Source organism: Arthrobacter sp. B2a2-09 (genome assembly GCF_027587375.1).
Taxonomy (GTDB): domain Bacteria; phylum Actinomycetota; class Actinomycetes; order Actinomycetales; family Micrococcaceae; genus Arthrobacter.
Genome location: NZ_JAMXIC010000056.1, coordinates 1 through 3,794, shown reverse-complemented (window position 1 = coordinate 3,794; position 3,794 = coordinate 1). Strand labels below are relative to the sequence as shown.

The following is a 3,794-nucleotide window of genomic DNA, read 5'->3' as shown; positions in this document are numbered from 1 at the left end:
TGAGTTCTCAAACAACAGACACACCCGGCACCACCCAAACCAAACGGTCCAAGATCGCTCCGGAGCAACTTCACTAAGTTACCCGAATCATCACCACTTTGCAAATCAGCATCTCAACCAATTTCAGGGTAATAATTCGAATTTCCCTCGAATTGCGGCGCACAAAGCACCAGCCGTTTTAGGCTCAATTCGAAGGGGTTGGCCACCCGTGGTTCCCAGCTCTAGGCTGTCTCCCTCGCGGCGACTTAGAAGACATTACACGGCTTCCGCACCCTGCGCAAATCCAGCATTGACGCCCCGCTACTTCCCCGCAACGCGCGCTGACCGGCAGTGCCTGATCGGTACGTCGCGGCGACGTCGACGGCGGCACGCGAGCTCCGCCGTCGGGCCCGCCTAACGGAAGGCGGCGATGCCGGTGAGCCTGCTACCCAAGATGAGGGTATGGACTTCGTCGGTGCCTTCATAGGTGCGAACGGATTCCAAGTTGTTAGCGTGCCTCAAGGGTGAGTGGTCCAGCGTGATTCCGTTGCCGCCGAGGATCGTCCTGGCTTCGCGCGCAATTTTGATGGCCTCGCGGCAGTTGTTCAGTTTGCCGACTGAGATCTGGTCCGGTTGCAACGTGCCGGCGTCCTTCTTGCGCCCGAGGTGCAGGGCGAGGAGGAATCCCTTATTGATCTCCAGAGCCATATCAACCAACTTCTGCTGAGTCATCTGGTAGCCAGCAAGCGGCTTGCCAAACTGCAGGCGCTCCTTGGAGTAGTCGAGTGCTACCTCGAACGCATCGCGAGCAGCGCCCATGGCGCCCCAGGTGATCCCGTAGCGTGCCTCGTTCAGGCAGGAGAAGGGGCCCTTGAGCCCGACGACGTTTGGCAGCACTGCACTCCCGGGTAGTCGCACATCGGACAGTTCGATATCGCATTGGATGGAGGCTCGCATGGAAAGCTTCGGCTCGATCGGCGTAGCCGTGAATCCAGGGGTCTCGGTTGGGACTACAAAGCCGCGGACGCCGCCGTCGGTCTGGGCCCAGATGATAGCGACTTTGGCCACCGATGCCAGACCGATCCAGCGTTTTGATCCGTTGATGATCCAGTCGCCTCCGTCACGGCGCGCAAAGGTGGTCATGCCACCCGGATCCGACCCCGCGGTGGGTTCCGTCAGCCCGAAGCAGCCGATCGCTTCCCCCGCGGCCATAGCCGGCAGCCATTCGGCTTTCTGTTCATCCGAACCGTGCTTGTAGATGGCGCTCATCGCGAGTGAGCCCTGAACCGAGACGAAAGTGCGCAGCCCGGAATCGCCGGCCTCAAGTTCTGCTCCGGCCAGGCCGTACTCGACGGCGGATCGGCCGGCGCAGCCGTAGCCTTTCAGGTGCATGCCGAGTAGGCCAATTTTGGCCAGTTCGGGGACAAGTTCCAGCGGGAAAACGGCCTTCTCGTACCAGGTTGCGATGTGTGGCTTGATTTCGCTATCCACGAAGGCGCGCACGGAATCGCGCAGCGAACGTTCATCGGCGCTAAGGAGGGAATCAAAATCAATCAGATCGCTGATATCGGACATTTATGCGCCTTTCACGGAGGTGTTCGTGGATTGGAGAGCGAAGGTGGACCCTTGGTGCTCGCCAAGGGTCGGGGGAACTTGCCGGTAGCTCGGGGATGTTGCGGACAGGCGGATTGGGTTGGCCAGCTGCCGAGACTCCCGGCCTGTGGCGAAATCGGTGATAACGATTGACGGCTCCAGCCCCAGGCTCTCAGCCAGTTCGAAAGCCTCACTGACGCTGTTGACCCTGCCCGCGGGGACACCTGCTGCGAGCAATTTCCGTTGCCAACTCACAGCAGTGTCAGCATCGAGGGCCGCCTCGACCAGAATCCGAAGCTCCTCGCGGGACGCTACTCGGCGTTCGTTAGTGAGGAACCTCGCTTGCTCGGGCAAACCCCGGAGCCCTAGAACTGACGCCAGCGCCTCAAATTGCCGATCGTTGCCGACCGCGATCGCTAGGGTACCGCTGCCAGTACGGAATGTCTCATATGGGGCAATGCTGGGGTGTGCATTGCCGAGCCTGGCAGGCGAATTGCCCGTGGCCAAGGTGGCCGCTCCCTGGTTCACCAAAGATGCCAGGAGGGAGGAGAGGAGGTCGACCTGCACCTGCTGGCCCGTCCCCGTAGCATCGCGCACCCGCAGCGCCATCAGGATCCCCGCCAGGGCATTCTGTCCTGTGAGGACGTCGACCAAGGCAACCCCGACCTTGCTGGGTTCTTCTTTCGGGTGGCCAGTGATACTCATCAGACCGCCAAGCGCCTGCACGAGCAAGTCATAGCCGGGCAGATCCGCGCCGGCGCCAGCCCCAAAGCCTGAGATTGAACAGTAGACGATGTCCGGCCGGCTATCCGAGACGGTCTGATAATCCAGCCCGAATTTCGCCATGACGCCGGGACGGAAGTTTTCGATGACGACGTCGCAGCCGGCCACGAGGGCGCGGGCATAGCTCAACCCATCATCGGACTTGAGATCGGCGACAACGGATCTCTTGTTCCGGTTGACGCTTGCAAAATAGGTGCCGGTCCCATTGGCCTCCACAGGCGGGATCCACGCGCGGGTATCGTCGCCGGCGGGACCCTCGATCTTGATGACCTCTGCACCGTAGTCGGCCAACATCATGGAACACAGCGGTCCGGCTAGAACCCGCGAAAAGTCTGCGATCCGTATACCAGCCAAGGGCTGCGGCAAACCGCTTGGACTGCCCGCTGTGGATGCCACGTCGCATCTCCTTTGATGGTTGCATGTTGCATGCAACTGTAAAGGAACATCTCGGGCTTGTAAACAGTTCTTCGTCGTATCGGAGTCAGCCGTGGAATTTCGTCAGCTGATCCAGCTTCGCCAGATACTCATCAGCGGACAATCCCGGCGTCTTCGCGCAAACGCCGACAATCAGAAGCCGGGCAGTGCGGGTGACATGTTCGCGAACTGCAGCCGATGCAGCCTGCGGATCCATCCGCTCCAACGCTTCGAGAATGCCTCGACGGTCATCAGCCAAGTCCTGGCTGCTTCGGATTGAAGGGACGGTCACCAACCCTTGCGCGAGAACGAGATTGCGGAGCTCACCATCCAGTGCCGTTAGTCGGGGATTTCCCGCCAAGCCCATGAGGAACAGGTGGAATTCCTTGTCCGCGTGCAGGGTGCCGGGACCGTCATCGCCGGCTGCAGCATCCAGGATGCGTCCGTGCAGCACGCGGAAATGCTCGAGGTCAGGCTTGGTGATAGCCTCGGCGGCCCGGGCCGCTGCGGGAGGCTCAAGGATAATTCGAATCTGGAAGATCTGCACAATCTCATCAAGTGAAATCTGCAGTACCCGGACGCCGCGATTCTTCTCGATCCGGACAATACCCTCCTTTTCGAGCAGCTGCAGGGCCTCACGCACCGGCGTCCGGGACACGCCGAGTCTCTCGGCTAGCCCGATCGCGGAATAGTGCTCCCCGGGCGTCATCTCGCCGGAGGTGATTGCCGCCCGCAGCATATCTGTGGCCTGCGCTGTCAGCGACACTCCGGGAGTAACCTGTTGCATGCTACTCATCCTGACATTGTACGGGTCACGTGAACCAAGACCTCGGAGGGTCCGTGTGTGAGCGAGGGTTCGGGATTTCGGCCACATATCTGAGCGAGGGTCCGCCCACGACCGTGGATATGTGAGCGAGGGTTCGGGATTTCGGCCACATATGTGAGCGAGCGTCCGCCGACAACCGTGGATAGGTGAGCGAGGGTTTGGTGGAAACCGGCGCATTGGTGGGCGGGGGGTGGTGGGT

Annotated in this window: 3 protein-coding genes; all 3 read right to left on the bottom strand. The window is 60.9% G+C overall.

All coding sequences use genetic code 11. The annotated features are described in order from the left end of the window. Positions 1-393 precede the first annotated feature (393 nt). The 3 genes from NFJ07_RS25415 to NFJ07_RS25405 all read right to left on the bottom strand — a co-directional run bounded on the left by NFJ07_RS25415 (position 394) and on the right by NFJ07_RS25405 (position 3,565). A complete protein-coding gene (locus tag NFJ07_RS25415; RefSeq protein ID WP_269998864.1) occupies positions 394-1,554 on the bottom strand; it encodes an acyl-CoA dehydrogenase family protein in 1,161 nt (386 codons plus the stop codon). Next, positions 1,555-2,751, bottom strand: a complete 1,197-nt coding sequence (locus NFJ07_RS25410; RefSeq protein WP_269998862.1) for a CaiB/BaiF CoA transferase family protein — start codon at positions 2,749-2,751, stop codon at positions 1,555-1,557. A gap of 85 nt (positions 2,752-2,836) precedes the next feature. Beyond that, complete coding sequence (locus tag NFJ07_RS25405) at positions 2,837-3,565, bottom strand: GntR family transcriptional regulator (protein ID WP_269998861.1); 729 nt, start codon at positions 3,563-3,565, stop codon at positions 2,837-2,839. Positions 3,566-3,794: the final 229 nt, after the last annotated feature.